Here is a 25,922-nt window from a genome sequence, read left to right as displayed (position 1 = left end):
TACACCATTTTATTATTTCATGTGTCTACTCTAAGGGGATTATATCAACTGAGAGTACCGCTACATATTATTCTTCCTCGCGGATAGTCTTAACGCCAAAAACAAAATATACCACATGGCAGACCCAAACCACTGCCAATATGACCCTTGCCACGGGCACACGACTCATCATCACAAAGCCGAAGCCCATAAGAAATGTGACAGTTGTGAGGATAGTGAGCTTTGTTTTCATAAGCATACCACGCTTTTCAACGAAAGACTGCAAATGCTTTTTGTACATATTGCTCGATACAAACCAACTGTGAAGCCGCTCAGAACTTTTTGCAAAGCAAAAAGCCGTCGCCATAAAAAACGGCACTGTTGGCAGGATTGGGAGAATTATCCCCACTGTGCCAAGTGCTAAACATATACAGCCCACCGTAATAAATATCACTTTACTTATTTTCACTTGCCTGCCTCCGTTTCTCTTTTGAGCTTTCTATAACGTGCCTGAACGCCGAAATAGGGTGATAAAACATCATTCTCGGTCCTGAAAACCGCATTACCTCTTTAATTTTCTGACGCATTTGTGGTTTGTAGCAATGCATCTTGCAGTTTGAACAGAACGTCTTGTTTTCCATGAATGGACACCTGTTGCTGCGCTGTCTTGCATACGCCGCAAGCTCTCTGCACTCCGGGCAAAGCTCCCTGCCACCATGCTTTTTGCGGCAGTAAAGCTCTATCATCTGGGTAACGATACGCTTTTCACGCTCTCTTTTTTCATTGATATCTTTCATTAACTGAGCCTGCCGTTCTCAACTGAATATACCTTATTGCAGATACACATTGTTGACTTTCTGTGTGAAACGAGCGCAACAGTCCTGCCTGCGCCATCGTCACGAAGTGCTTTGAGTATCACAGCTTCGTTAAGGCTGTCAAGGTTACTGGTCGGCTCGTCAAGAAGCATAAAAGGTGCGTCATGCAAAAACGCCCTTGCAAGACCGATCCTCTGCCTTTCGCCCCCTGACAATGTGCTTCCAAGCTCGCCCACATTGGTGTCATAGCCCTCTGGAAGCGTCATGATAAAATCATGTATGGAAGCCTTTTTGCAGGCTGAAATCACCTCATCATGGGTCGCATCAAGCTTTGCAATACGGATATTGTTTTCGATACTGTCATGGAAAAGCTCTGTTTCCTGAGTGACAAAGCTTTCAGCATTTCGCAGGCTTGCAGTATTGATGCTGTCGATATCCTCGTCAGATACCGCTATCCTGCCGCCCTGCGTTTTCCAAAAGCGCATGAAAAGCTTCAAAAGCGTTGATTTTCCTGAGCCGCTTCTGCCTATGATACCTGTAATTTTGCCCTTTTCAATATCAAGGCTCAGCCCGTCAAGTATTTTCTCCTCACCGTATGAGAAAGTCACATTCTCTGCCTTTGCACCGCTGAATGTGATATCTCTGCCATCTGTTATCTCCTCAGTAACTGGGCTTTCATCAAGGATATCAAGCACTCTGCCACCTGAAGCAAGGGTATTCTGCAATGTTGTGCCAAGATTTGCAAGTGCAACAACAGGTCCAAAGCTTGACATAAGGGCAACGAGAGGTATTATGACACCCTCAAGACCCACAGTGCCGTTTCTGTAGAGAGATACAGAAGTCACAAGCATGATAATGTCAAAAATAAGTATCACAGAATTTGTGATAGCAGTATTAAAGCCCACATTTACGCTCATTTTCTCCTGCTTCAAGGACAGGGAATCAGTGCGAAGCTTTAGATCGTCAAGGCGTTTTTCGCCGTAGGAATACTGTATCTCCTCGTCAAGTCCTCTGAGGCTTTCAAGAACATAGCCCGAAAGCTGTCCCGATTGTCTGCGGAAATCCTCGCCAAGAGTACCGCTTTTTTTTGATATCATCACAGGCACAAAAACGCCCACCGCAATGTAAGCCAATGCCGCTATCACGCCAAGCACGACGCTGTAGCTTCCGATAAAAATGCTCATTATCACCGACATTATAAACGCAATGCACACAGGGGAAATTGTGTGGGCATAAAAGACTTCAAGAAGCTCGATATCCGAGGTTATAACGGAAATAAGATCGCCTTTATCTCTGCCCTCAAGCTTTGCAGGACAAAGCTTTCTCAGCGCCTTAAAAACGTGATCTCTTATTATTGCAAGAAGCTTGAACGCAATAAAATGGTTGCAGGACTGCTCGCCATATTTAAGCACCGCTCTCAGCACCGCAAGCACAAGCACCAAAACAAATATTGCAGAAATGCTTATTCCGGTGTGCGGTTTCAGCACGTCAAGCATTGCATAACCCCCAAGTATGGTTATGAACTGCGCACACAAAAAGCCTGCCACGCCCATTGCCACTGCCGCCATCATGTAGCCTGCCAGTGGCTTCACAAGGGTTATGAGCCTTAGCATTACAGATAGATTACTGCGCTTTTTCACTGACAGACACCTCCGTTTCTTACAGCTTCAAGGCTTTGCTGAGCGTTCCATAGCTTTGCATAAAGTCCGTTTTTCTGTACTAATTTATCATGTGTGCCGCACTCTCTGACCTCGCCTTTTTCCATTGCGTATATCATATCCGCTTTCGCAGTGTTTGCAAGCCTGTGGGAAATAACGATAACAGTTTTATTTTTTGCAAGCTCAAAGATCTGCTCCATGATGTCGTTTTCGCTGTCAGCGTCGATGTTGCTTGTGGCTTCGTCGAAAATGTACACCGCAGAATCGTGGAGAAGCGCTCTTGCAAGTGCAAGCCTCTGTTTCTGTCCCCCTGAAAGATTTGCGGCATTTTCTACAAGAAGCGTATTAAGCCCCTTTTCGCCCCTAAGAAAATCCGCAAGCTTAGTCTTTTCAAGCACCTGCCAAAGCTCGCTATCCTCCGCGTCGGACTTTGCCATAAGTAGATTTTCTCTCACTGTTCCCTTGAAAAGCACACTGCTGTGAGAAATATATGTGATATTTTTCATAAGGCTTTCTTCTGATATGTCACAAAGCTCGGTGTTTCCTATCCTTACAGAGCCTTTATAGCCATTGTTCCTGCCCATTAGAATTGCCGCAATAGTGGATTTACCACAGCCCGACTCACCGCAGACAGCCGTAAGACAGCCTGCCTTGAACTCAATATCTGCACCATGTATGACCTCTCTGTCAGTGGTATAAGAAAAGCTCATATCAGTACATTTTATCGTACAGTTATCTCTATCCACCACGCCTGACTTTTTCTCAGGCTCAGGCAGGTCAAGGATAGCGAACATCTTGTCGCTTGCCGCCATGCCGTTCATTGCAACGTGGAAAAAGCTGCCCAATCTTCTCATTGGTATGAAGAAATCCGCCGAGAGCATTATTATCACAAAACAACCTGAAAGCCCGATAACGCCCTGTCTGAACTGTCCTGCCGCCAAGATAACGCCCAGAGCCGCTCCGCCGTATGCGATAAGATCCATTATGGTAACGGAATTTAACTGCATAGTGAGGACTTTCATTGTTATCTTTCTGAACTTTTCCGACTCCTCGTTCATCTGCTGATTTTTGTATTCGTCAGCCTGATAAATTTTCAGAGTAGTAAGTCCCTGCAAGTTTTCAAGGAATGTGTCACCAAGCTTTGTGTACTGTCCCCAATATTTATTCAGAAGCTTTTTCGCTATCTTCTGCACCGCAACTATAGCCATAGGAATAAGAGGCACGCAGATAAGAAGCACAAGTGCCGACTTGAAGCTCACAAAAGAGAGCATGACAAACAGCGTCACAGGTGCAATCATTGCATAGAAAAACTGTGGGAGATACTGTCCAAAATAAGTTTCAAGCTGGTCAATGCCCTCAACGGAAACCTGAACTACCTCTGATGTTGATACCTTTTCACGATATCCGCTTCCAAGACGCAGAAGCTTTGAGAATATCATTTCTCTAAGCCGCTTTTTCACCGACTTTGAAGCGAGGTAGCTGAACTTTTCCTGCAAAAATGAACAGACCGCCCTTACTATCAGGGATATCACCGTCGCAGCAACAGCCGCTCCTACTCCTGCGGACTTATTTTCCACAAGCTTTTGAAGCAGCGAGCCAAGTGAAAATATCATCACCGCATTTGAAAGCATTCCCACCCACTGCGCCGCAACGTTGCCTGCAATATATTTTTTACTGTCGCCAAGCTCGGCGATAAGTCTTTTTTTTATCATTTATTTTCTCCTATAATTTCAGACAGGAAGCACGAAAGGCCTTCCGTTCACCGCTGATATTCCAAGTTCAACGTCATAAACGTTCTTGATAAGCTTTGAAGTTATTATCTCCTCCGGCTTGCCCTGAGCGGTTATCCTGCCGTCTTTCATTGCCACTATCTCGTCAGAATAATATAGCGATTGATTTATATCATGAAGCACCATTATCACTGTCATGCCGTATTCTTCATTCAGCTTTCTTACAAGCTTCAAAATCTGAAGCTGATAGCGTATGTCAAGATAAGTGGTAGGCTCGTCAAGAAAAAGTATCTTTGTGTCCTGCGCCAGTGCCATTGCTATCCACACACGCTGTTTCTGTCCGCCAGAAAGCTGAGCCACCGCCTTATCTTTCAGCTTTTCTGTATTGGTTATCTCAAGGGCACGCTTTATCTTCCCCTCGTCCTCCTCAGAGTTTGAAGGGCTTCCGAAGCCGTGATAAGGCGTTCTGCCGAATGCCACAAGCTTTTCAACTGAAATATCCGCAGGAGCGGTGTTATACTGATGAACGATAGCCACCTGACGTGCAAAATCTTTCAGCTTTACCTGAGAGATATCCTTGCCCTCCAATCGTATCTCACCGCTGTTAGGTCTTAGATTTTTCGTGATAAGATTGAAAAGCGTTGACTTTCCACAGCCGTTCGCACCGATAAGTGTGGTGACTTTGCCCTGCTTTATGGAAAGGTCAAGCCCCTTTATGACTTCGTTCGTGCCGTATGAAAAGGTCAGACCCTTTATATCGAAAACATTATCCATGACGCTTGTCCGACCTCCTCAGAAGTATGATAAAGAACGGTCCGCCGATAACGGACATTATAACGCTTGCGGATATCTCATAAGGCGATGCGATAGTTCTGCCTATTGTGTCGGCAAGCAGGAACACAAATGCACCGAGTATCATTGAATATGGTATCAGCCTTTTGTGGTCTGAGCCAACAAGAAGTCTTGCGATATGTGGCACGATAAGACCTAAAAAGCTTATCGGTCCGATAACAGCAGTTGAGATAGAAGCAAGCAAAACTGCAATGCCTGATATCATTATCCTTGTGCCGTTTACATTCACTCCAAGAGAACGTGCGGTCTTATCTTCAAGGGCAAGCAAATTGCACTTTGAACAGACAAGGAGAGAAAGCACAAGACCCACTGCGGAATATATTGCAAGGGTCTGAAAATCGTCCCATGTTTTCATTGTGATGTTTGCATTCACAATGCTTGCCGCACCTGAGTATGTTGAGCCTGTGCCGCTGTTGAAAGCCGACATAAGCCCTGTAAACATTGCGTTCACTGCCACGCCTACGAGGATTATCCTCAAAGGGCTAAGTCCTCCACGCCATGAAAGTGAATACACAAGCAGACAAGCCGCTACTCCGCCGATAAAAGCAAAAAGCGGAGTGAAGAAATAAAGGGTCGGGAAAAACGCTGTTATAAGAACAGCCGTAAAGCTTGCGCCTGAGCTTATTCCTATGATTCCGGGGTCGGCAAGAGGATTTTTCATAACAGCCTGCAAAAGCACGCCTGAAACAGCCATTGCCGCTCCGCCTATCATTGCAATAAAAATTCTCGGAAAACGCAGGTCATAGATAGTCGCAACCGTCTTGTTATACTTTATAAAAAGTCCGTCAAAAAGCTCTTTTGGAGTTATTTTCAAGCTTCCCGTATTCACCGCCACAAGAAACAGTGTAAACAGCAGCACTGCTGTCACGATATATGATAAAACAACTTTCTTCCTACTTATCATGACTGGTCACCATAAAGAATAGGCTGTAATTCATCAAGCGCCTGTGGATAGTCAAATCCTGCGCTCATGCCGAAATATTCGTAAGACAGATCATAGACCTTACCCTCCTGCACCGCTCTGAAATGCTTCCAGATATCGTTTGCGGAAAACTCCTCGTTGAACATTTCCACAACTTCGTCAGGGAGAGCGTGCGCACAGCGAACGATTATATCAGGATCTTTTGTTTCCATATCCTCAGTGTTGGCGTTAAGAAATTCCTGTCCGCCGCCATCGCCGTAAACATTCGTGCCGCCTGCAAGCTTTACAAGCGAGCCTACATAGCTGTTATCTGTGGCAACGATATAAGACCCCGGCAGACCCATAAGCACAAGCACCTTGGGACTTTCCTTGCCCTTGTTTTTATTCTTGTATTTGTTCATGAAGCTTGTATACTCGTCCACAAGCTTTTGAGCCTGCTCCTGCCTGTCAAACATCTCCCCAAGCTCCTCTATGGACTTGTACATACCCTCAACGCTTTTCAGATTAAGAAAAGCCGATTTTGTCTTTATTGCCGCATATTTAGGCTGTAAGTCGCTTTCAAGGCTTGAGGGGCTGAGTATCCAATCAAGGTCGAGAGAAGCAAGTATCTCCGTGTCAGGATTCATTGCCGTGCCGAGCTGTGTTGCGTCTTTGTATCTGTCAGGGATAGTGCTTACAGTTGAGGAGCAAACGCCCACAAGGTCGATATCAAGCTTGTCGCATATATCCGCAACGGCAGGCGAAGTCGCCGCTATCCTAAGATCGTCGGCATTTGTTACACTTCCGCTTTCAGCCTTTGAGTTTTCCTCTGGGTGCTGATCTACACAGCCGCAAAGCGCTGCCGTCATCAAAGCCGCCGTAAGAACAGCCGCTATTCTCAGCTTTTTCATTTCTTACAGCCTCCTTTTCTTCCACACAACAAAGCCTGCTCCGCCTGCGATAACGACTACCGCCGCCGCTATTGCAACAGGCACTACAGCATTTCCGCTTTTACCACTGTCACCTGACTTTTCGCCATCTGAGGAGCTGTCCTTTTCCATAGGGTCGCCGTTCTCGTCAAAAAGCTCAAGACCTTTCACCCCTGACGTATCGTCGCTGTCGGCAACAGGCAAAGTAACAGTAGTTGTGGTTGTTGTCACGGCTGATGAGCTGTCTGCCAAAGATGAGCTTTCCTCTGCCTTTTTAGTGGTAGTTGTAGCTTTAGTTGTTGTTTCGGCTGGCTTTGTGGTAGTCTGAGCGGTGGTGGTCTGAGCAGGCTGTTCGTTGTTTTGATCTGGATGTTCATTGCCGCCGTTGTTGTCATTATTATCGTTATGTCTTACCTCAACGCTTGTAACAAAGTCACCGCTTCCCTCTCTGATGTTGTCAAAATCAATGTAAAAAACAACATCTCTGCCCATTGCAACAACATAGAAAGTACATCTTACAATGGCATTCTCGTTTGGTATCTCAAAGCGGAAGTCGCTTTCGTTTGCGTCATAGTTTTCTTTCATAAGGTCTGCGGAAACATCATAGAAATCGCTGTAGCCGTCTTTTTGCACCTTGAACTGCGGGTTTTCGATATTATCCATAAGTCCGAGCCTTATGGTGGCATACATTCTTCCCTCAGGGTCAACCTCAATAAGGGATTCTGTTTTCAGCGCACCCTCTGTCATGGATTGTCCCAATACCTCCGAGCCGTCTCCACCGCTGTCTTCGATGACCCCTGTAACAGGGTGTCTGTAATGTGGGTGAGCGTCTGCAAGATAAATGTTATTATCAAGCGCATATGCAGAAATAGCAGTAATGCCTGCCATATAGACAAGCATTACTATTACTGTACTGCAAAGCAAGCGCATTGAATGCTTTACAGAAATATTCAAATTTTATCTGTCCTTTCTCTTTTTAGTAACAACTGCGAAGGCTGCACCGATAGCTGCGAGCAGACCTGTCTTTGCGGCTGCACCTGTTGACGGGTTAGCTGAGCCTGCGGTGTTCGTTGCCTTGTTATCAGTCGCCTTATTATCCGTTTTGCTGTCAGCAGACTTCTTATCTTCGATAAGATACTGACCTGCTTCCTTTGCAGAGAATGTGAACATTCCGTCTGCCTTTGTGCCTGAGATAAGCGTTTTTTTGCCGTCTGCTATTCTGTATACTACAGGGTTTTCGTAATCTGACGGGATAGGAAGCGAGATAGTGAACTTGCCGTTTGGCTGAGCGTCCTTACCGTCCTCGCCCTTGAATGATACGTCATAAAGATGGAACTTATCAGCTTCGGCTGAGATAAGCTTCTTGGCGTTATCATAATCGTCGCCGCTTGTTATCTCCTTGACAACGGCTGTTGTGCCTTCGGCGAAAACGCCCTTATCAGCGTGGAGCTTTACGCCTGTTGCGCTGTCAGTATAGTCAAGAACCGGTGACTGTGCGTCAGGCTCTTCGATAACGATGTCTGCATCTGTGGCTTTGAGGGTCGTCCAATCAAGCTGCATAAGAACGTCCTGTGTGCCTGTGCCGTCGGCGATTGCTTCCATGATAGGTACGAACACCTGAAGCGGAACATACTTCTCGCTTGCCTTATCAACAAGCTTGAATTTCAGAAGCTGTGGATAAAGGTTGTCCTTATCGTTATATCTGTCGATAACATCATACTGTGTAAGAACTTCCGCCGGGATAACTGTACCCTGAGGTATGCCGTAATCATTGTATGTATAGCCTTTGTCATAGTATGAAAGCTTCTGGAGGTAGCCGAACTGATTGTATATTGCAAGTCCCTTGAACTGAACTGTGATGTAATACTCGCCGTCCTTGACTTCAAGCTGGACTGTGTGGTTGATACCCTCGTTTGACATTGAGAAGCTCTCACGGTCGGTCTTTATCATCTGAGCATAGAGCTGATATTTGCCGTCAGGGAGATTATTGATATCGAAAGTAACGTCCTTTTTCTCCTCCAAAGCGTCGATAGCTGTCTGAAGCTCCTTAACTGCGCTGTCTACCTCTTCCTGAGTTGCTCTGCTGTTGGCAAGAACTGTCTTTGCGCTTGCAAGAGCATTTTTCATTGTTGTGAATGTGGACGTTGTGTAATCATCTTCATTGTATCCCTCAGCCTTAGCAACAAGAGCCTCCAGCTTTGACATATCGGCAGGCACGAAATTCGGGTTCTCCTCAGGATCCGGATCAGGTGTTTCATCGGAGATCTTTACCGCCTCGTCGTAGTAGATAGTGAAAATTCCGTTTCTTGTTGCATCACCGCTGTTGCCCATTATTGCGTCCATTGCGGATACACGGAATTTCGTTCTGAACTGTCCTGCATTTGAAGTAAGCTCCATATATCCTGTTTTCGGATAATAGTTATTTGTGCCTGCATTCAGATCATCAGTATAATATGTGCCGTCCTCATTCTTAAAGTAAGATGTATATGTGAGCTCTTTCCAGCCTTCATTCTTTTCCTGCCACATCTGAATGAGATAGCCGTTCATTCCCTGCAGCTCAACAGGAGAAAACTCAAGCTCGATACGCTTTACACCGTTTTTGACAACAAGCTTTGCCTTCTTGCCTATGCAGGAAGATGCCATTGATGTCTGCGACTGATCGACCTCGTTAAGAACTGTTATAGGCACTTCATAGGTTCCGTCCTCAAGATCATCGGCAGTAGCAGCCGCACTCTTCTTATCAAAGAAACCCAGATAGCCACTCAAGTCACAGTCAGTTGTTATAAGTCTGTATGTATCATTGTCAAGCTGATAACCCATATAGTACAATGTATCTGCACCGCATATCTGCCAAGCCCAGTAATCATATTCAGGCATATATGTTGCCATGTAAACACTAAGACCAAGCTTATCCTGAGTATCTTTTACAGGGAAATCCATAACTGTATAACGTCCTGTATTAGTAACTATCTTGCCGTTGTCAACTATATAATACTTTTTGAAGAGCATATCATTATACAGATTTTCACAATGCTCAACCATTGTTTTATAAGCTGCATCGTCTTTCGCAACGTCTGTTGAAACAAGAACTGCATTCTTTGAAACGTATTTTGTTGTGGTATGAACTGATACACCGGTGGTCGGGTCTGTGAGTGTGACCGGTTCGTCTGCAAGATTTATTCTGAGATTTACAGTCTTTGTGCTTGTGTTAGGTATATACTCTGTAACTCCGTCAATGTTTCTCATATAAAATACGGAAACGTCAGCAGAATAATTAATACCATTCAGTATCTCGTCAACAGTGGAATAAGTGACCGTGAACGAATTATCATCGTTTAACTTAACAGCATTTCCGTTTTCGTCCTTAAAAACAGAACCGATATACAAATTGTCGGCACGCTTTTTAACTTCATCCTCATCATAATAATATGTCACATTGAGCTTGCCGTTCTCAGCCTTTGCGTGAACAGATGTATATTTGAAGCCCTGTGAAATATATCCCTTCTCCCACAGCTCATCATAATTGATAGGCACTTCTTTATCGAAATCAGTGAAAATATTGTCAGGGATAGTGTACGCGTTTTTGGTATTGAAAGCTATATAATAATCAAAACTGTTGCCTTTTAATGCACCTGCGTCATTAGTATAAGTATACAAGCAGTTTATATAGGCATTTGGATTTTCAGAGTCGATCTCAAAAGTAACATCATACTTTGATTCACCATTGGCAGTGTATTCAAGCTTTTCAAAGGTGTCATTATAGCTGTCCTTGATCTTTCTCTTCAGTGATTTTGAAAAAGGACTGCTGTTAACATCATAGTCCTCAGGGAGCAAGCCTTTGGCAAAACCCGGAGTTGATTGAGCGTCAGTGTCATATTTATCGTTTTTGACCTTTTCCAAAAGAAGAATATCGTAAGATGTGGTTATGGTCATTGTAACAAAATACTTTCCATTTTCCACCTTTAGCTTTGCATATGTAGGCAGTTCTTTAAAACTTGAAGTATTTGTTTGTTCATAGTTGTCGTAAAGGCTCAAATTCACATAATACTCTCCGTCTGAAAGTTTGTCAGAACCCTCGGCAGAAGCCGTTACGGGCTTTACAACAGGCAAAATGCCTGAAACATCTGCCGCACCAACGCTTGCGACCATTGCAAGGGCAAGGCAGGCGGCAGCAATTTTCTTTGACTTATTGTTCATAAAAATACCTCCTACAAGTTAGATTAAGCTAACTTTATTTCAAATATATTCGGCAAGATCACTGCGGCCTGCCGTTTGTTGGTTAGTATTAAATAACTAAGTAGAGTATAACATAAACAATTTTTCATGTCAACGGCATTTTTGTTGCGGCGTTTGCAACAAACGACCTTTTTTGACCCCATTTCACCTGTCAAACCACGCAGTTACGTTGGTTGCAGTTTTGCAACAAAATTGCATAATTTCGGCTTTTTGTACAAAAGCAAAGACTATTAAAAGGCGTTCCATTGTGCAATTTTACAAGCAAATATCAATGTACAAAAAGTGTAAAAATAGCAGTGCTTTCAGGCATATGCACCTGACCAACACTACAGCACATTTTCAGGCAGATACTTCCATGCAAAATTCTATTAAGACTGTCGTCACCGATACTGTGAAACTGAAAATAATCAAGAGGTATTTGAATAAAATCGCCATTCACAGCGGCTTCAATGAACTGCTTGCCGTCAAAGTATTTCAAGTGCCGCACTCTGCCTTTCATTTTCAGACCACTGAATCCCGATATCTCGTCCATATCCACCGCCTTAAGCAGAACGAAGCTTCCGCCCTCCCCAACGATGACCTCGCAAGGGTGAGCAAAGCCCTTGTTCGCCATGGAGATATTGTTGCCCTTTTTCACCTTTTCACGGTAGATAATAAAAGGAAAAGTGTAATGCCCCTCGTTGATCTCCTCACTAAACTCCATGCCCGAAAAATTCGGCTTGTCTGCAAAGATCTCTTTCATGCGCAGTGTCTCCTCCATGCGCTGGATATTCTCGAAAGTCTTGTCACCGCAGTAAAGGGTGAGCATTATCGCATCATGTCTAGCTTCTTCCTTTGGCACTCCCTCGTATATAAGGTGATTTTGTGCAAGCTCCATTCGCCTTGCATACCCCTCCGCAAGCTTTCTTCCCTTTTCGGTAAGCTTTGGACTGCGAGGGTCGCTTCTGTCCACATAGCCCTCTTTTTCAAGCTGTGCCACCTGTCGGCTCATCTCATATTTTTCCACACCAAGGGCTTGTGCCATTTTGGTTATCCTGCGGTTTTCCTCTGAAAAATTAATAAAGCACATGAATATTTTCAGCCTAAGTTCTTCATTAGTCGCCATATAGTCACTCCTAACCGTATCATGTAGTTACGCACCGCAAAGATAGCAGCACGTATTTTCACGTTTCATATTTTATCACACCATATAGCACAAGTCAACAGCCAAGCATAAAAAAAAAGCCGCACTGTGTCAAACACACAGTACAGCTTTGGCTATTTAGGAAAATACAAAGTAAATTCTGCACCCTTGTCAACCTCGCCATATGCTTCTATCCTGCCGCCATGACGCTTTATTATGCGGTCTGCCGTGGCAAGTCCAATGCCGCTGCCCTCGTATTCTTCGTCAAGATGAAGCCGCTGAAAAACGCCGAAAAGCTTGTCAGCATATGCCATGTCAAACCCTGCGCCATTATCTCTGAAAGATATTACTACATAGCTTTCGTCAGGTATCGCAGACACTGTTATAACAGCATTCTGCCTGTGTCGGGTGAATTTGAAAGCATTCGTCATAAGATTTTTCACTAGCATTCTCACCAGCACATCATCACCGCTTATTTGCGGCAAGCTGCCCTCAATAAGGGTTATATTTCTCTCAGGCTCAGCGGACTTGCACTCATCGAAGATGTCCCTTACTAATTCATTCATATCAAGCGTTTCATATTCCGGCTCTATACTGCACATTTTTGAGAAACTAAGAAGCCGTTCTATCATTGTGATAAGCTTTGCAGTCTTGCCCTCGATCATTGAAGCTATCTTCAATGCGTCCTCTGTGTTGCCTGCTCGTATGTCTTGTTTCAGCGTGTCCGCCAACATCTGCGTAACATTCAGCGGTGAACGCAGATCGTGAGATATTGCCGAACAAAACAGACTAAGCTCATTGTTTGCCGTCTCAAGCTTTCTGCGCTTGCTGTATATTTCAAGGTGAGTTTTCACTCGTGCCAAAAGCTCCTCCTTTGTAAACGGCTTCACAACATAGTCACAGCACCCAAGCTCAAAGCCCTTTTTTATCATAGCAGGGTCGGATTCAGAAGTCATGAAGATAACAGGTATCTCCTTTGTTTCTTCATCAGATTTGAAATGCCTGCAAAGCTCCAGACCGTCCATGCCCTCCATTTTGATATCCAAAAGAACAAGGTGTGGCTTGCTCTTTTCCATCATTTTTAGAGCCGCCTTTGCACTTGTCGCCCCAAGCACCCTGAAGCCCTCATTTCGAAGGATAGTGCCTGCAAAGGCGATATGCTCAGGCATATCGTCAACAATAAGTATCTCCGCTTTTTCAAACATTTCATCACCGCCTTGCCTAAAAAATGCTATTCCGTCATGAGTCTTTGTACCTCATCCTTGTCTGCAAGCTTTGTTTCGTTTGCATAGATTATCTCGCCCTTTTCCATTACATAAAGCTTGTTGGTGTTTTCAAGAACAAAGTCCAAATACTGCTCCACAAGAAGCACTGTTATGCCTTTCCACTCGTTTATTTTCTGTATCGCCGCTCCGATATCCTGAATTATTGACGGCTGTATGCCCTCTGTAGGCTCGTCAAGAATAAGTATCTTCGGTTCTGCTGCGAGGGCTCTTGCAATTGCTAACTGCTGTTGCTGACCGCCTGAAAGGTCGCCGCCCTTACGCTTTGCAAACTTCGGCAGTATTGGAAAAAGGTCATAGATATAGTCAGACACTTTGCCCTTTCCTCCCTTTGGCTGCAATCCAAGCTCGATATTTTCCTCAACTGTCATCTGGGAAAAATATCACATCCCTGTGGAACATAGCCTATGCCAAGCTTTACACACTATCTCAAGCCACTGCTTCTGACCATGAGCAAGACTTCCTGCACGTTCTGACGCTTTATCCTCAAGTCCCACACGTTCAAGCGTGGAACGAATACTTTCCATATCCTCCTTTGAGGGCTTTTTGAAAATAGAATCAAGTATGCCCTTGTGACCCTTTAGGGAGAGTATCATGTTCTCCTCCACTGTGAGGTTTACGAACACTGACGGCACCTGAAACTTTCTTCCCACACCCTCTCGCACTATCTTATATTCTTTCATGCCTGTGAGCCTTACGGCTTCTCTGCCCTTGGGGTGGAAAATAACAGTGCCGGAGGTGGGCTTTGTCTTTGCACAGATTATGTCAAGAAGCGTGGTCTTTCCTGCGCCGTTGGGTCCGATAAAAAAGTGTATGCTGTTGCGCATGACCTTTGTTCTCGCCTCTGTGAGGGCGTAAAAGCCGTCAAAGGAAACGGAAATATTGTTTATTTCAAGAACAACATCATTTGTCTTTGTAGCTGTAGCCATTTTACGCCGCCTCCTTTGCCTTGTCTTTGCCCTTTGTTTTAAGCCTGCGGAAAAGTGCTGGGAGCTGTTCGCTGACGATTCCAACAATGCCGCTCTTGAAGAATATGATAGTCACGCAGAACACTGCGCCAATTATATACTGCCATATCTCAACCATGCTTCCTGAGCTGAGGTTATACTCGCAAAGATTGATAAGAAATGCACCGATAACAGCACCTATTATCGTTCCTCTGCCGCCAACAGCTACCCATATGACCATTGTGATAGAATATGAAATAGTCATTTGTGACGGAGTAATGCTTCCGTTGAAGTTTACAAAAACTGCACCTGCGATACCAGCCAGTGCCGCAGACAGAACATAGATAAAGTTCTTATATGCGCTTACCTTATAGCCTGAGAAATATGTTCTGTTCTCGCCATCTCTGATAGCGATAAGAAGCTTGCCGAACTTGCGGCTAACAAGAAATCTTGACAGTGCAAAGATAAGGGTCATAAGAATAAGCGCAAGATAATAAAGCTTGAACATCTCGTTTCGGTGAAGATTGCCCTTTATGCTTCCGAAAATGGTCTTTATCTCTGTGATACCCACGTTTCCGTTCGTATAGGAAGAAAGTGCGATAAAGATAGAATAAGCCGCCCATGTGAGTGCCTGTGAGATGATAGAGAAATAAACGCCCTTTACTCTGTTTTTAAAGATAAAATATCCGATAATAAACGCCACCAAAGATAAACTGCGTCATATGCGGCTTCCGCAGGGTCAGATGTCACTCTGTTCTCACCGTATGCGTCTTTATATGCATTAACAAATTCCTTATTCTTTTCTGTGTCTGTTGTCTGATAATAGTTCCATGATACCATGTGACCCTTGAGGATATCAGCGCCGATAGTAGCGACCTCTTCCTCTGCAATAGAGAATGACATTGTCATGTAATCCTTGCTTGTATAGTTCTTTTCAGACATCTGCTTGAAGAATGAAACGTTGCCTGTTCCGTTAAGAGTGTTGATGATAACATCAGGCTTTGCAGCTTCGATCTTTGAGATGATAGCGGCAAAATCCGTCTGATCCATATCTGCATACTCTTCGCCAACGGCTTCCGCACCCTTTGCTTCAAGCTGTGCATTGATTATCATGTTCGCTGTTCTTGGAAAAACGTAGTCAGAGCCGAGAAGGAAGAATTTCTTATAGCCCTGATCAAGCAGATAGTCGATAGCAGGAACGATCTGCTGGTTTGGTGCTGCACCTGTGTATACGATATTTGATGAGCTTTCCATGCCCTCATACTGAACAGGATACCAAAGAAGTGAGCCGTATTCCTCAACGATAGGCTTAACAGCCTTTCTTGATGATGAAGTCCAGCAACCGAAGATAGTTGAAACGCCCTCGCTGTCAATAAGCTTTTCAGCCTTTGTTGCGAATGTTGACGGCTCGGAAGCTCCGTCCTCTTCAACGTATTCTATCTGCTTGCCATTTACACCGCCTGCGGCATTTATCTCCTTGATAGCAAGCACCTCAGCGTCACGAACTGACTTTTCACTGATAGCCATTGAGCCTGTGAGGGAGTGAAGAAGTCCCACCTTAACTGTGTCGCCGTCGCCACTGCTTGAGCCTCCTCCTGAACCGCAGGCTGTGAGCATTGTTGCCGCCAGAGCCGCTGCTGAAAGCACCGCTAAAAATCTCTTCATTCTTGTCTTTTTCATAGTGTTTTCCTCCAATTCATTTTACTGTTTTCTTTTACTTTCCTATAAAAACCTTTCATAAGCGGGCGACCAAAGGTCGCCCCTACAACTTGCAAAGCAATAAAAAATTGGCTCTCTGCTCTAAAGGGTATTTTCCCTTGACAGATAAACCAACTTCATTGTTGTAATATTAAGTTTTTTACCTAAAACAGACCAAGCTGCTTAAGCGCCTTATCATTTTCCGCAGTACCTTTTTTACCGAGTATATCCTCACCAAGCTTTATCTTCAGATACTGAATGATAAGCTCCGTGCATTTATCCATTCCCATACGGTCAGAATTAAGGGTCATATCATAAAGCACCGGATTTGTCCACGTTTCACCGCCTGTGTAATACTTGTAGTAATCGGCACGATAGCGGTCGGTCTGATAGATCATTCTGTGGGCTTCTTCCTCGGTGACACCAAGGCGTTCAATAACATTTTTTACGCAGAAAGCTCTTGGCGCTTCTATATACACGCTTACGGTGTTGTCATAGTCACGCAGCAGGTGATTTGCACATTTTCCAATGATAATGCAGGATTGCTGCTTGGCAAGCTCCTTGATTATCTTCGCCTGAATATTGTAAAGATTAACGTCAGAAATGAAGCTCTTGTCCGTCGGCTCAACGATATCGTCCTTATTTGCAGACTTCATAAGCCTTTTGATAAGGTGGTAGCCCCTCAGCTTTTCGTCCACCTGAAAAAACAGATCCTTGTTTATTCCGCTGTAGTTTGAAGCCATGCTGAGTATCTGGCTTTCATAGCAAGGTATCCCAAGCTGTTTTGAAAGAGCAAGTCCGATCTGCTTTTCTCCGCTTCCAAAGCCTCTTGCTATGGTAATAACGAAATTGTCCATTCCTATCACCTCCTGTGCTTATAGTATAGCACAGGGGTCAAAAGATAAAAACACTAAAAATCAGAGAAAACCATATATTTTTCAGACAAGTCACAATGATTGTTTATATTGTGCAGGGGAAACGCCAGTTATCTCTTTGAACACCTTTGTGAAATAGTCTGCACTGGAATAACCAAGCTCCTCGCTTATCTCATAGGCTTTCATGCCGCTTTGCCGCAGAAGCTCTTTGGCGTATTCTATTTTCACAAGGGTGCTGAATTTGCTGAAGCTTTCTCCTATCTGCCGCCTGAAAAGCTTACCGAAATAGTCACGGCTGAAGCCGAAATGCTCCGCCGCCTGCTCAACTGAAATATCCCGACAGCTTGTATTTGAAAAATATGCGCAGATATCCTGAGTAAAGCTGTCGTCACTACTTTTGCCCACGGCTTCAAGTGCCGAAAGCACATAGTCGGAGCAGGTGTTTTCAGCCTTCTTCTCTGCAAGCTTTTCGCTCACACGTCTTAGCATATCCCAAAGCTTTTGCTCGTTGACGGGCTTTAAAAGATAGTCGAACGCTCCAAGCACAAGCCCTTTTCGTGCATATTCAAACTCGTCATATGAGCTTATGAAAGCCACTGCCACATCTATGCCAAGCTCGTTTATCTTTCAAAGAAGCTCTATGCCGTCAATAAATGGCATTCTTATATCCGTCAGCACAAGGTCAAAAGCTTCGGCTTTAAGCACCGCAAGAGCGTCCTTGCCGTTTGACACCTCTTTTGCTATAACAAAGCCACATTCTTTCCACACTGACATTCGTGAGTAGATAAAACGCATATCTGCGTCGTCCTCCGCCAAAAGTATCTTATACACTCTTGTCACCTCCATAGATCCTCAGACTGTGTGATACTGAGAAGATCATATCTGTTTATGTATTCTTCAAGCCGCCTGAAATTCGTTTTTTTCATAAACTCCTTGAACTCTGCCCTGTGCTGTTGGAAATATTCTGCCGCAGAGATATCAAAGGCTTTGCAACGGTTTAAAAGCCCCTTTACAAGCTGTGAGTTTTCCCGACTATCTGCATTCTGCGACCTGCTGTCATCATCAAGCTGCAAGAATCCTTCAAGCCTGCTCACCGCCTTTTGCCACTGTTCCTCAAAATCATTTGTATCAGCATTTTGCGGTGTATCAGTTTTGAGAGTATCGCTTAAATTCTTTGCGCTTTCATGAAGCCGTCTGCAACAGAGATTGCCCGAAAGCCCCATAACGTCATGGAGAATTATCCGTGCGTTCATATAGTTTCCCACTTCAATATGCTGGCAGATATATCTTTGGTCGCTTCCGTGGTCGGAAATAAAACGCTTTATTATATCAAATAGTATGCTTTTGCTTCCACCCAAAGCGTCAAGGCAGGCAACGCAATCAAACACCTCATCACCCTGCTCAACAGTTATTTCGGGCATTTCACGCCTTATGTGCAAATGCTTGTATATCATTTTTCTCAGATCATCAGGTCGGAAAGGCTTCGAGATATAGCCGTCTATGCCCGCTTCATAGGCTTTTTGCTCTATGCCCGAAACAACGTCGGCAGTAAGAGCGATTATTGGCGTAAGCCCGAAATCAGGAAGCTCTCTTATGTGTCTTGCTGTTTCATAGCCGTCCATATCAGGCATATGAAGGTCAAGAATTATCATATCAGGGCTGTGGCTATGGTAATATTCTATAGCCTTTGACCCGCTGTCAGCGGTATCCACCTGCAAGCCGTATGTACCTAATATCTCGCTTTCGATATCCAGATTCACACTGTTATCGTCCACCAACAAAATGACCGCTTTTTCAACAGGCACGCCCTGAGAAGTATCATTTTCGCTCTGCACCTGTGACGACTCTGCAACATCAAAGGGCATAAGGAAGCTAAAGCACGAGCCTTTTCCAAGCTGAGATGTAATCTCGATGCTATATTTACCACCGCTTGCCGCCTTGACGATAGATTGTGAGATAGGAAGCACCAGACCTGTTCCGCCGTGACGTCTAGTACGTTATTTGTCACATATCAAACTATTTATAATTCAACAAACGGCACTTATAGTGCCGTAATAATGATCACGGTATAATCAAAACAAGCGTATACCAAATCGGTATACGCTCGTTTTGTCAAAAAGCTATTACTCTGAAATATATTTTTCAGCCTTTTCCTTGAACCTCTCGTGGATTTCTTGATTTCTTTCTTCGACAACTTCGTCAATAAGCTGTGAAAATGTATTATTGATATTTACCTTGAGAAGTTCCTGCGTCTTTGTTGACAGAAAATAATCAAAGCATATCTCGGAAATGCATTTGAAAAGATGTTCGTATTTTCCTTCAGGCTTCATACTATCCCAGCCTTTTTCCGCACACTGCGAAATCATAGCTCATATCGTCCCTGTCAGGAGAACTGTAGCCAAGCTCCTCCGGAACATCAGGCACGCCCTGCTGTGCTTCGCTTTCAAAAGGGGGTGGAACAAACTCTGCTTTGGGCTTTGTCTGCGGTCTGCAAAGTGCATATATCATAACAAGCAGCGTCACCGCAAAGCAAACCGCCAGCACAGATACTATCAATTTGCCGTCATCTTTTTTGCTTATTCATCATGAGACCCCTGAATCGTCAAAACTTATTATCTTCTCTGCGATTTTTCCGCAACTATCCAGTTTTCACCGCTCTGAGTTATAGTAAACTTCTCGCTGTCAACAAAGTCGGTCGGGTCAAAATTATATGTGCCTGCAAGAACGTGAGGCAGATATTTGCTGTTTGGATTTTTGTAGATCGTACTTGAAATATTTGTAGTACCGCTGATATTTACTGTACCTGTATTATTGATAACTACGCTTTTATTCGCATCTTCATTTGTAAGAGTGCAGTCAGTTATATTTGCAGTACCCCTCGAAACATAAACAGGAGTATATTTTGTGGATATCTTACAGCCTATAAGATTTGTTGTGCCGCCCTGCACCATTATCGGACCTTCGTCGCCGTTAAGAGTGCCGTTTTTGATAGTACAATCTGCGCCATTATTCATTATCTGTCCTGTGATAGTGTGACCGTTAAGGTCGAGTTCGATAACAGTATTCTTTTTGCAGTTTATGCGGCTTTTCAGTGTGATATCGTCATCAAGCTTTATCTTTCCGCCTGCTGCCACTGCGCTAACAAGGTCGTTATATGATGAAACTGTTTTTACATCTGTATCTGCATTTTCCGAAGCTTCTGCAATATTTACCGCTACGTTTCCTACTTTTGTAAGAGCGGTAACATCTGATGAAAGCTCGCCGCTTAGGGTAAGAGCCGTGCTTACTGTAAGGCTTTCATCATTAACAGCCTTGCCCTCGGCTGTGGGTATGGTAAATCCGTCATTTGTGAATGTGCCTTTTACAACGCTGTATTCATCAAGAGGCTGGTATGTAAAATCAACGTCGATTGCCGCATTGGAATGGTTTGTAACGCTTATATCATTGCCCTTTGCAGACCATTCGCACTTGGTATCAATGTCATATTCGTGGGTTTTAGCGTTCCAAGTCTTTGTTCCGTTCACGCTGTATGTGAACTCCATTTCGCCCCACACAACGTCGGCACTGATAGTTTTTGAAGTCTTGATATCCTCAACATACTTTGCATTTACGCCGATATCCTTTTTGATGTCAGCGTCATCAGCCGCCGCTGCAAACGCCGCCGTGCTGAGTGTTGCCACAAGTGCAAATGCCATTGTGATAGAAATTGTCTTTTTCATAAGTGAGTTCTCCTTTTTTATAATTGATTTTTTTACTTACATATTTGGTGTTTCGCCGTATCCATCCCACCTGCCGTCAAGTCCAATATACCGTCCGTCAATAGTGGTGTTCTTTGCTATTGAACCGTCTCAGTCAAAATAGTACCAATCATCATTCACTTTGACCCAATCTGAGTGCAATTTTCCGTCATCACCAGAATAACGCCCATCATTTCCACCGTCATTGAACCAACCTCTGACAAGCTTGCCGTCTTCATCGGCATAATACCATTCAGTTCCGCCGTCCTTAAACCAACCTGTGACCAATTTGCCGTTCTTATCATAATAGTACCAATCGCCGGTTTCCTCATCCTTATACCAGCCTGTTATCGTACTGTCGCCTGCATCTCCCGAATCATCAGTAGTGACATTCACTGTAATAGTGCCAACGGTCATGCTTTCAAAATGCTCTGTCGGTTTACCTGACAAAGTAAGTTTGCTGTTTCGGCTTTCTGAAATAGGCACTATTAGCTCACTGCTTGAAAAATAGCCTTTTATCTCGTCCATGCCCTCTGCTTGTTTGTATGAAAAATCCGCCATAACACCCACATTCCCTGTGTTTGTCAAAGTAAAATTTCCGCCGCTGTCAGACCAACCGCCGCCTTTATATGAATGGGTCTCAGGATCCCACTGCCCGTCTGTATAGGTAAACTCCAAAGAGTCCCAAGTGATGTCGATGCTCACCTGCACTTTTGAGTCAGAATTATCCGCAGATGCAGGAACAGACACTAACAACGCCGTGGCAATTCCCATAGCTGCAAAAAAAGCTTTTATCTTTTTATCCATATTTCACTCCTCTTCATCTGACATTATGACAGCCGCCATAGTGTCCGCCATTGCTTTTTCAACTGTTTTAGTATCATAGCTCATCGTCTGCAGAAACACTTTCGCTGAGTTTTCTATTATTCTCATTTTCATTGTTTAATAAGCATCTCTAATTAACAGCATAAATATTTATAATAATTATCTATGATTTTTAACAAAAAGTCAATAATATTTGCACAAACGGCAAAAAAGTTGCACAAGCGGTAGGTAATTTGGTGTACGGAAAGCAAAGCCTCCCACAGAAACAATTTCCATGGGAGGCTTGTTTATTATATCAAATACTTATTATCTTACTCATCGTCCTCTCCCACAGCCGAAAGCTTTTTATATCGGCGGTGTTCGATTATCTGCTGTTTGTGCTGTTCAAAATACTCGTCATATCTGTTTCTGCCAAACTTTGCTATCAGCTTATGATTATAATTCATAAGCTTAGCCGTAAATTCATCACTATCAGCGTAATACAAATTAAGAAAATCACTATGATCATATCTTTGACCCTTTCGGTCAAAATCAAGCAGGTCAAGAAGCATAGCGGCATTAAAATCTATTTTCAGATCTTTATGGCTAAGGTTTTCTGCTGTTTCATCACCCACCATATAAACATGATACAATTCCGGTTCGGCAATAAATCTGTATTCATAGCCACCCTCTTTGTTCTTTAATGAAGCGGTGATAATTGCTTTTTTACTCTTGATATCATTATTGAAAAGACCCTTTATACGGCTGAGCAAACGATATGTTTCATAAAACTTCTTCTCTTTTATATCTCCACGAAGAATATTCTCCTCAGAATCCTCCTTGCTGAAAGACTTATTTCCGGCTTCGCTTTCAAACAACGCCTTTGCCGCAACAGCGTTCCAATAATTTTTCACATATACGCCCTGACCATTGTCCTGATCCTGCTCTACTCTGAAATATCCGCCCTCAGGATAAATAGAAAAGGTCGTTTTGTCAAGCTTTTGCGAGAGGCTGTGCCTTTTTGCATCGGCAGCAGCACCACGGACGCTGACGATAATAACGTTTCCAACTATTCTTATAACGCCTATGGCAAGATTTGCGGCTATCACAAAAGGCAGGATAAAGCCCCATGTAATAGCAAAGGTCGCACGCAGGGCAATAAGGATTATCCACAAAGGTCCCCATATGGTCATACCTAGATCGACCTCATATTCCTCACGGGTCATCTCATCTTCAAGGAGAACAACTTTTGAAAAGTTATTATACACAGAACCAAACACATTGAAGCCCTTTCGCCCTATCCTAAACGGAAAGCCTGCCGCAAATATCCAGCAAAGTACGCCTGAGATAAGTGCAGTGAGCCAATAGTATTCAAAATATTTTGCCTGCTTGAAGCTTATCTGCTTGTTCAGGATTTTATTCACAGGCTTTTGCAGCGGAGTCACTTTACTAAAGATATTTTTCAGGCTGTTATCAATATCAGTATATGAAGCCTTTTCACCGTCTTTGACAACGCCAAAGGCGCTTCCCACAGTGACGGTCTGCTTTGAGTTTTCAGCTATGTACTTATCATATCTGTCATCGTTTCCTGCGATCTTCGGTATAGCAAAGGTCACAATGACAAGTGCGACCACAAGTATCACAAACTGCATCAAGGCTGTAACAATGTTTTTCATTTTCCATATGTTCCTTTCAAATATGATTTTCTAAATACATTATAATATATTGAAAGGGATTTGGCAAGAAGTATCATAAGATTTTTTCGCCATTATAAAACAAACAAAATGCTCTGCGGAATCACACTCTCCGCAGAGCATTTTGTTTTAGTATAACTTTCCGTTTTTCTTGTAACCACCGTCAGCCTCAGAATATTTAAGGCACATAAACTGCCACTTGTAATTCCATTGTGGGCTGTCATAGACCTTTTCTCCGACTTCCAGCAGATAAGTCACGCCGTCTATCTTTATCTCGCCCCAGAAGTGTTGTCCTCCGCCATTGCGGTTGCCCATAACAAGGTTTGCGTCATAGCCGAGATAAACCATCATTTCCACCAGTGCGCCATTGTAATCAGAACATTGACCTTCTTTGTAAACAAAGATATTCTTGCTATGCGAGCCTGTCGGTATCCTGCCATATTTCAAATTCTTTCTTATCCAATCCGCAGTGTATTCGACCTTCTTTGCCGCCGACCAATCTTTCTTGAAATGCTTTGAGGCAAAGTTTTTAAGTATCTTCTTTTCCTCAGCCGTAAGAGTGTGCGTCGAGGTCTTTGTTTTCTTGCCCTGAACGTTGTAGATCTTATAAGTACTGTGGCTCTTCTTTGTTGCCGCATTAAGTCTTGAAACAGTGTTTATCTTGCATTGGATACCCGTCCAGCTGCTGTAAACCACCTTTCCGTTTATGGTCTTATAAGCCCTAATTTTGAAGTGATAATTCTTTGAACCTGAAAGGTCTGATTTTGTATAAGAGGTTGTGCTGTTCTTTGTTATCTTCTTGAGCTGAACATAATCGTTATAGCAATCCTTTGGCATACTATAGTAATCGTTATGTGGGATAGTCCACTCATCACCCTTGCACCAGTATATCTGATATCCATCAGCCTTTGTGTTCTTCTTCCAGCTTATGGTGACCTTCTTATTATAAGCCTTTACCGTCATTTTCGGTGTGGATAACTTCGTGTTGCCTTTTACCGTTATATAAGGGCCGGTCTTAGAGTTGTATTCAAGCTTTACGGCATAAGTATAACTCGTTGCCTCTGAAAGCTTCTTGTCAGTATAGCTTGTGGAACTCGTGACCGTCAGACGCTTGTAGGTCTTTTTCTTTGGATCATAGCGATAAACCCTGTATTTGCAATTGCCAATCTTATTCCAGCTAAGATTTACAGAAGTGGTAGATTCAGCGGTAGCCTTAAATCCCTTTGGCTTTCCAAGGACGATCTTGAATGTTGTCGAAACAGGGTACCTGCTTTCGTAGTTTCCGCCAAGAGTAACAACAGCGGTCGCTGTGCCTATATTTGTGTTATTGTAATATGTTACAGTATAGTCGGAACTCTTGATCATATTTCCGTCCGCCTTGACAAAAAGGCTCGGTCTGACAGCATTACCGGTATAATCTACATCAGCTATCTTTAGTATCTCGACCTCAGAAACAGCTTTCGGGCTGATAGTGAAAGGCACTGTCACATATCCTGTATAGCCGTTCATTCCTGCTATGGTCATATAGCCTGTTCCGGCATTCACATTGTTTGTGTATGATACATTATAATCAACGCCACATCTTAGCACCGCACCACTAACTGTAACAACAGGTGCAGGAGTCTGAGCGTAGCCCGTGTAGGTGCAGCTAGTATCCACAGAAATATTCTCGCTGGATATTTCAGTCTCTACAACGTTGTACTCAAAGTAATCGGTCCCATTAAAGTTGCCGATACCTTTAATATAAGCATAATGCCAGCCAAGCTCGCCACAGTCGTCCTCATATTCGATCTCATAGTCAACGCCCTCAGCAAGCACAATATCATTGTATGTAACAATAGGTTTTGGCTGAACAGGGTTACCGGCACAGTAGCTCTGCTCATACTCGCAGTCAATATCCGCACTATAAATATCAGTTGGCACGATATTGAAATTCTTTGTAAAGCTTCCTGTGTAATTACCTATACCAGTGAAAGTAGCCGTCGCAGTACCTACGTTTATGTTGTTCTCATAAGTAACAACATAGTCCTCGTCCTCAGTGAGCCGGTAATATTTGTTGCTATCCATAAGTGAATAGCCATAAAGCGTCTTTTCCGTGCCGTCATACGTCTGATCGCCTTCATACCAACTGTTATACATATCCTCCGTCAACTGAATGGCTTCATCGTTCTCCGACGTATAAAGACCGACTTCCCCTCCGCCAGCAGGAATTTGCTCCTCTGCCTCAGCTCCGAAGCATACCACTGCACTTTGCAGTGCAAGGCACACCGCCACTGCCGTCGTAAGCGTCCGCTTAAATAACTTCATATTATTTTTCCTTTCCACTATAATTTTCTCATATATTACTAATTTTATCACAAAAATGTGACAATGTCAAGAAAAAATACAGCAAATAGAAAGCCTCATGACATTCAGTTAGATCGTGAAGTGGAGGATGTAAAATACGGTGATACCACACAAGAATAAGAAGGTCTGATTATGATCTCTGAATTTGTACGAGAACAAAAAAAGATATATTCTGACGGCTTGATAAAATCAATATAAAGGAAATTTTATATCGGTATATATGTTCATCAACGCAGCGTATATACCGATTTTTGTTTCAAAAAGTTTCTTAATTTTCTGAAATTTAAAAGCAGAGTTTTGTGTACATACAACATA

Annotated in this window: 26 protein-coding genes; all 26 read right to left on the bottom strand. The window is 43.5% G+C overall.

Translation table 11 applies throughout. The features are described 5' to 3' along the window. Nucleotides 1-67 precede the first annotated feature (67 nt). The 26 genes from DW015_RS09990 to DW015_RS09870 all read right to left on the bottom strand — a co-directional run bounded on the left by DW015_RS09990 (nucleotide 68) and on the right by DW015_RS09870 (nucleotide 25,568). Nucleotides 68-448 carry a YbaN family protein gene (locus tag DW015_RS09990; RefSeq protein ID WP_117905539.1) on the bottom strand — a complete coding sequence of 127 codons (381 nt, stop codon included), beginning with the start codon at nucleotides 446-448 and terminating at the stop codon, nucleotides 68-70. Then, nucleotides 435-776, bottom strand: coding sequence for a nitrous oxide-stimulated promoter family protein (locus DW015_RS09985; protein WP_117905538.1), 342 nt, complete (start codon nucleotides 774-776; stop codon nucleotides 435-437). Before DW015_RS09985 ends, DW015_RS09990 begins: the two co-directional genes overlap by 14 nt. Beyond that, on the bottom strand, nucleotides 776-2,407 hold the full coding sequence (locus DW015_RS09980) for an ABC transporter ATP-binding protein (protein WP_117905541.1): 1,632 nt from the start codon (nucleotides 2,405-2,407) through the stop codon (nucleotides 776-778). The genes DW015_RS09985 and DW015_RS09980 overlap by 1 nt, the downstream gene beginning before the upstream one ends. A 23-nt stretch (nucleotides 2,408-2,430) precedes the next feature. Then, entirely contained in the window at nucleotides 2,431-4,164 is a 1,734-nt protein-coding gene (locus tag DW015_RS09975) for an ABC transporter ATP-binding protein/permease (RefSeq protein ID WP_117905537.1), read from the bottom strand. Between the two features lie 18 nt (nucleotides 4,165-4,182). Continuing rightward, nucleotides 4,183-4,956 carry an ABC transporter ATP-binding protein gene (locus DW015_RS09970; protein WP_117905536.1) on the bottom strand — a complete coding sequence of 258 codons (774 nt, stop codon included), beginning with the start codon at nucleotides 4,954-4,956 and terminating at the stop codon, nucleotides 4,183-4,185. After that, a complete protein-coding gene (locus DW015_RS09965; RefSeq protein WP_117905535.1) occupies nucleotides 4,949-5,938 on the bottom strand; it encodes an iron ABC transporter permease in 990 nt (329 codons plus the stop codon). Before DW015_RS09965 ends, DW015_RS09970 begins: the two co-directional genes overlap by 8 nt. Beyond that, the gene (gene isdE / locus DW015_RS09960) at nucleotides 5,935-6,846 is read right to left on the bottom strand and encodes a heme ABC transporter substrate-binding protein IsdE (protein ID WP_117905534.1); all 912 of its coding nucleotides are present in this window, start codon (nucleotides 6,844-6,846) and stop codon (nucleotides 5,935-5,937) included. Before isdE ends, DW015_RS09965 begins: the two co-directional genes overlap by 4 nt. Nucleotides 6,847-6,849: 3 nt before the next feature. Next, the gene (locus DW015_RS09955) at nucleotides 6,850-7,818 is read right to left on the bottom strand and encodes a heme-binding Shp domain-containing protein (RefSeq protein ID WP_117905533.1); all 969 of its coding nucleotides are present in this window, start codon (nucleotides 7,816-7,818) and stop codon (nucleotides 6,850-6,852) included. A 3-nt stretch (nucleotides 7,819-7,821) separates the two neighbouring features. Continuing rightward, a complete protein-coding gene (locus tag DW015_RS09950) occupies nucleotides 7,822-11,061 on the bottom strand; it encodes an NEAT domain-containing protein (RefSeq protein WP_117905532.1) in 3,240 nt (1,079 codons plus the stop codon). A 307-nt stretch (nucleotides 11,062-11,368) separates the two neighbouring features. Beyond that, on the bottom strand, nucleotides 11,369-12,205 hold the full coding sequence (locus DW015_RS09945) for an iron dependent repressor, metal binding and dimerization domain protein (protein WP_117905531.1): 837 nt from the start codon (nucleotides 12,203-12,205) through the stop codon (nucleotides 11,369-11,371). 152 nt (nucleotides 12,206-12,357) lie between these two features. After that, nucleotides 12,358-13,428 (bottom strand): response regulator, encoded by a 1,071-nt coding sequence (locus tag DW015_RS09940; protein ID WP_117905530.1) that lies wholly within the window; start codon nucleotides 13,426-13,428, stop codon nucleotides 12,358-12,360. Between the two features lie 26 nt (nucleotides 13,429-13,454). After that, nucleotides 13,455-13,877, bottom strand: a complete 423-nt coding sequence (locus DW015_RS09935) for an ATP-binding cassette domain-containing protein (RefSeq protein WP_117905529.1) — start codon at nucleotides 13,875-13,877, stop codon at nucleotides 13,455-13,457. Nucleotides 13,878-13,889: 12 nt separating this feature from the next. Next, nucleotides 13,890-14,435, bottom strand: coding sequence for an ATP-binding cassette domain-containing protein (locus DW015_RS09930; RefSeq protein WP_117905528.1), 546 nt, complete (start codon nucleotides 14,433-14,435; stop codon nucleotides 13,890-13,892). Nucleotide 14,436: 1 nt separating this feature from the next. Then, nucleotides 14,437-15,156 (bottom strand): hypothetical protein, encoded by a 720-nt coding sequence (locus DW015_RS09925; RefSeq protein WP_242993267.1) that lies wholly within the window; start codon nucleotides 15,154-15,156, stop codon nucleotides 14,437-14,439. After that, nucleotides 15,114-16,133: an urea ABC transporter substrate-binding protein gene (locus tag DW015_RS09920; protein ID WP_242993266.1), complete on the bottom strand. Its 1,020-nt coding sequence runs from the start codon at nucleotides 16,131-16,133 to the stop codon at nucleotides 15,114-15,116. The genes DW015_RS09925 and DW015_RS09920 overlap by 43 nt, the downstream gene beginning before the upstream one ends. A gap of 182 nt (nucleotides 16,134-16,315) precedes the next feature. Further along, nucleotides 16,316-17,008: a cytidylate kinase-like family protein gene (locus tag DW015_RS09915; protein ID WP_117905526.1), complete on the bottom strand. Its 693-nt coding sequence runs from the start codon at nucleotides 17,006-17,008 to the stop codon at nucleotides 16,316-16,318. A 90-nt stretch (nucleotides 17,009-17,098) separates the two neighbouring features. Next, the gene (locus DW015_RS09910; protein ID WP_117905525.1) at nucleotides 17,099-17,629 is read right to left on the bottom strand and encodes a response regulator transcription factor; all 531 of its coding nucleotides are present in this window, start codon (nucleotides 17,627-17,629) and stop codon (nucleotides 17,099-17,101) included. A 24-nt stretch (nucleotides 17,630-17,653) separates the two neighbouring features. After that, entirely contained in the window at nucleotides 17,654-17,857 is a 204-nt protein-coding gene (locus tag DW015_RS09905; protein ID WP_181979902.1) for a response regulator, read from the bottom strand. Between the two features lie 5 nt (nucleotides 17,858-17,862). Continuing rightward, the gene (locus DW015_RS09900; protein WP_117905523.1) at nucleotides 17,863-18,993 is read right to left on the bottom strand and encodes a hybrid sensor histidine kinase/response regulator; all 1,131 of its coding nucleotides are present in this window, start codon (nucleotides 18,991-18,993) and stop codon (nucleotides 17,863-17,865) included. Between the two features lie 156 nt (nucleotides 18,994-19,149). Further along, entirely contained in the window at nucleotides 19,150-19,356 is a 207-nt protein-coding gene (locus DW015_RS09895; protein WP_117905522.1) for a hypothetical protein, read from the bottom strand. A gap of 1 nt (nucleotide 19,357) precedes the next feature. After that, nucleotides 19,358-19,582, bottom strand: a complete 225-nt coding sequence (locus tag DW015_RS09890; RefSeq protein WP_022287758.1) for a hypothetical protein — start codon at nucleotides 19,580-19,582, stop codon at nucleotides 19,358-19,360. Nucleotides 19,583-19,638: 56 nt separating this feature from the next. Continuing rightward, nucleotides 19,639-20,745 (bottom strand): hypothetical protein, encoded by a 1,107-nt coding sequence (locus tag DW015_RS09885; protein WP_117905521.1) that lies wholly within the window; start codon nucleotides 20,743-20,745, stop codon nucleotides 19,639-19,641. A 129-nt stretch (nucleotides 20,746-20,874) separates the two neighbouring features. After that, nucleotides 20,875-21,570 carry a hypothetical protein gene (locus tag DW015_RS09880; protein ID WP_117905520.1) on the bottom strand — a complete coding sequence of 232 codons (696 nt, stop codon included), beginning with the start codon at nucleotides 21,568-21,570 and terminating at the stop codon, nucleotides 20,875-20,877. Between the two features lie 3 nt (nucleotides 21,571-21,573). After that, nucleotides 21,574-21,696, bottom strand: a complete 123-nt coding sequence (locus DW015_RS13885) for a hypothetical protein (RefSeq protein ID WP_278306183.1) — start codon at nucleotides 21,694-21,696, stop codon at nucleotides 21,574-21,576. Nucleotides 21,697-21,899: 203 nt separating this feature from the next. Next, nucleotides 21,900-23,243 (bottom strand): hypothetical protein, encoded by a 1,344-nt coding sequence (locus DW015_RS09875; RefSeq protein WP_117905519.1) that lies wholly within the window; start codon nucleotides 23,241-23,243, stop codon nucleotides 21,900-21,902. 147 nt (nucleotides 23,244-23,390) lie between these two features. Continuing rightward, entirely contained in the window at nucleotides 23,391-25,568 is a 2,178-nt protein-coding gene (locus DW015_RS09870) for a transglutaminase domain-containing protein (RefSeq protein WP_117905518.1), read from the bottom strand. Nucleotides 25,569-25,922: the final 354 nt, after the last annotated feature.

Origin of the sequence: Ruminococcus sp. AF37-20, assembly GCF_003460465.1 — a bacterium.
GTDB classification, from domain to species: domain Bacteria; phylum Bacillota; class Clostridia; order Oscillospirales; family Ruminococcaceae; genus Hominimerdicola; species Hominimerdicola aceti.
The sequence above is the reverse complement of the archived record's forward strand: the minus strand, read 5'-3'. Positions and strand labels throughout refer to the sequence as shown.

What these genes read in the sequence shown, in the direction of transcription:
- DW015_RS09985 (WP_117905538.1), bottom strand. Translation starts at nt 776, where the DNA reads ATGAAAGATATCAATGAAAAAAGAGAGCGTGAAAAGCGTATCGTTACC.
- DW015_RS09980 (WP_117905541.1), bottom strand. Translation starts at nt 2,407, where the DNA reads ATGCTAAGGCTCATAACCCTTGTGAAGCCACTGGCAGGCTACATGATG.
- DW015_RS09975 (WP_117905537.1), bottom strand. Translation starts at nt 4,164, where the DNA reads ATGATAAAAAAAAGACTTATCGCCGAGCTTGGCGACAGTAAAAAATAT.
- DW015_RS09970 (WP_117905536.1), bottom strand. Translation starts at nt 4,956, where the DNA reads ATGGATAATGTTTTCGATATAAAGGGTCTGACCTTTTCATACGGCACG.
- DW015_RS09965 (WP_117905535.1), bottom strand. Translation starts at nt 5,938, where the DNA reads ATGATAAGTAGGAAGAAAGTTGTTTTATCATATATCGTGACAGCAGTG.
- isdE (WP_117905534.1), bottom strand. Translation starts at nt 6,846, where the DNA reads ATGAAAAAGCTGAGAATAGCGGCTGTTCTTACGGCGGCTTTGATGACG.
- DW015_RS09950 (WP_117905532.1), bottom strand. Translation starts at nt 11,061, where the DNA reads ATGAACAATAAGTCAAAGAAAATTGCTGCCGCCTGCCTTGCCCTTGCA.
- DW015_RS09945 (WP_117905531.1), bottom strand. Translation starts at nt 12,205, where the DNA reads ATGGCGACTAATGAAGAACTTAGGCTGAAAATATTCATGTGCTTTATT.
- DW015_RS09940 (WP_117905530.1), bottom strand. Translation starts at nt 13,428, where the DNA reads ATGTTTGAAAAAGCGGAGATACTTATTGTTGACGATATGCCTGAGCAT.
- DW015_RS09935 (WP_117905529.1), bottom strand. Translation starts at nt 13,877, where the DNA reads ATGACAGTTGAGGAAAATATCGAGCTTGGATTGCAGCCAAAGGGAGGA.
- DW015_RS09930 (WP_117905528.1), bottom strand. Translation starts at nt 14,435, where the DNA reads ATGGCTACAGCTACAAAGACAAATGATGTTGTTCTTGAAATAAACAAT.
- DW015_RS09920 (WP_242993266.1), bottom strand. Translation starts at nt 16,133, where the DNA reads ATGAAAAAGACAAGAATGAAGAGATTTTTAGCGGTGCTTTCAGCAGCG.
- DW015_RS09915 (WP_117905526.1), bottom strand. Translation starts at nt 17,008, where the DNA reads ATGGACAATTTCGTTATTACCATAGCAAGAGGCTTTGGAAGCGGAGAA.
- DW015_RS09895 (WP_117905522.1), bottom strand. Translation starts at nt 19,356, where the DNA reads ATGAAGCCTGAAGGAAAATACGAACATCTTTTCAAATGCATTTCCGAG.
- DW015_RS09885 (WP_117905521.1), bottom strand. Translation starts at nt 20,745, where the DNA reads ATGAAAAAGACAATTTCTATCACAATGGCATTTGCACTTGTGGCAACA.
- DW015_RS09880 (WP_117905520.1), bottom strand. Translation starts at nt 21,570, where the DNA reads ATGGATAAAAAGATAAAAGCTTTTTTTGCAGCTATGGGAATTGCCACG.
- DW015_RS13885 (WP_278306183.1), bottom strand. Translation starts at nt 21,696, where the DNA reads ATGAGAATAATAGAAAACTCAGCGAAAGTGTTTCTGCAGACGATGAGC.
- DW015_RS09875 (WP_117905519.1), bottom strand. Translation starts at nt 23,243, where the DNA reads ATGAAAAACATTGTTACAGCCTTGATGCAGTTTGTGATACTTGTGGTC.
- DW015_RS09870 (WP_117905518.1), bottom strand. Translation starts at nt 25,568, where the DNA reads ATGAAGTTATTTAAGCGGACGCTTACGACGGCAGTGGCGGTGTGCCTT.